General features: G+C 66.6%; 1 protein-coding gene and 2 pseudogenes. 1 reads left to right on the top strand and 2 read right to left on the bottom strand.

Translation table 11 applies throughout. The features are described from left to right. Window positions 1-77 (top strand): annotated as a pseudogene (locus ACP4J0_RS38505) (nucleotidyl transferase AbiEii/AbiGii toxin family protein); the annotation flags it as partial. 125 nt (window positions 78-202) lie between these two features. Here the strand turns inward: ACP4J0_RS38505 and ACP4J0_RS38500 are convergent. Together ACP4J0_RS38500 and ACP4J0_RS38495 are read right to left on the bottom strand one after the other, a co-directional pair. Further along, window positions 203-427 (bottom strand): annotated as a pseudogene (locus ACP4J0_RS38500) (transposase); the annotation flags it as partial. A 176-nt stretch (window positions 428-603) separates the two neighbouring features. Next, the gene (locus ACP4J0_RS38495; protein ID WP_426604102.1) at window positions 604-969 is read right to left on the bottom strand and encodes a winged helix-turn-helix transcriptional regulator; all 366 of its coding nucleotides are present in this window, start codon (window positions 967-969) and stop codon (window positions 604-606) included. Between the last annotated feature and the right edge of the window lie 18 nt (window positions 970-987).

The following is a 987-nucleotide window of genomic DNA, read 5'->3' as shown; positions in this document are numbered from 1 at the left end:
GCCCCGTTCTTTCCCTCGACGACGTGATCGGCACCAAGGTCCGTGCCCTCGCCGACCGCGGCACCGTCCGCGACCTCGATCGCGCAGAGATACAGCTTGCCGTTGCAGGTGGCGCGTTCGGTGATGTAGGTGAGCCAGAGCCGGTTCGGGCCGGCCGCGGCGAAGTCACGACGGACGAGATCGTCGTGCACTGGCAGGCCGCAAGGCGCCGCCAGCAGGTCATGCCCGAGCCGAAGCCGAGTTCCTGCGGCAGGTACTCCCACTGGACGCCGGTGTGCAGGACGAAGAGAACCCCGCACAGGGCCTGGCGGTCCGGCACCCGCGGTCTGCCCTCGGCCTTCTTCGGACCCGGCTTCGGCAGCAACGGCTCGACCAGCGACCACAGTTCATCCGACACGATCCACGGCCGCGACTGACGGTTTCCCATACCCAGACCTACGAGACAGCAGGCCAACAGTCTCATGATCAGCAACTCTTGTCAGAGCTAGTAACCGTCACGGCTCTCCGCATGAGTTTGAGTCGCCGGTCGTGGTCGGCGGACGGTACAGGTCACCGGGCCGGGAAGGGTGCCGCTCGCTCCGGCTCGGCTTCGTGGTCGTGGTGTCAGCGCGGGGCTCGCTGGTCGTAGTCGCGCTGACGCGCTTGGATCTCGGAGGCGTTCGCGACGGTCCAGTCGTAGAGGTGGGCGAACGGCTCGCGCAGGGACTCGCCGAGGGAGGTCAGCGAGTATTCGACACCCACGGGCGAGGTCGGCAGCACGCGGCGTTCGATCATGCCGTTGCGTTCGAGTCGGCGCAAGGTCTGCGTGAGGACGCGTTGCGTGATGCCGTCGAGGCGGCGCTTGATCTCGTTGAACCGGCGTGGTTCGACCAGGACCGCCATGACCATCATCGACCACTTGTCGGCGATTTGATCGAGGATCGGCCGGCTCGGACAGTCGGACCGAAACACGATGTCGTGCTCGGCGATGGCCCGGTATACGGCCTC

It is taken from the genome of Streptomyces sp. WG7 (genome assembly GCF_049975785.1).
Lineage (GTDB): Bacteria > Actinomycetota > Actinomycetes > Streptomycetales > Streptomycetaceae > Streptomyces.
This window is presented reverse-complemented; position numbering and strand designations above follow the sequence as displayed.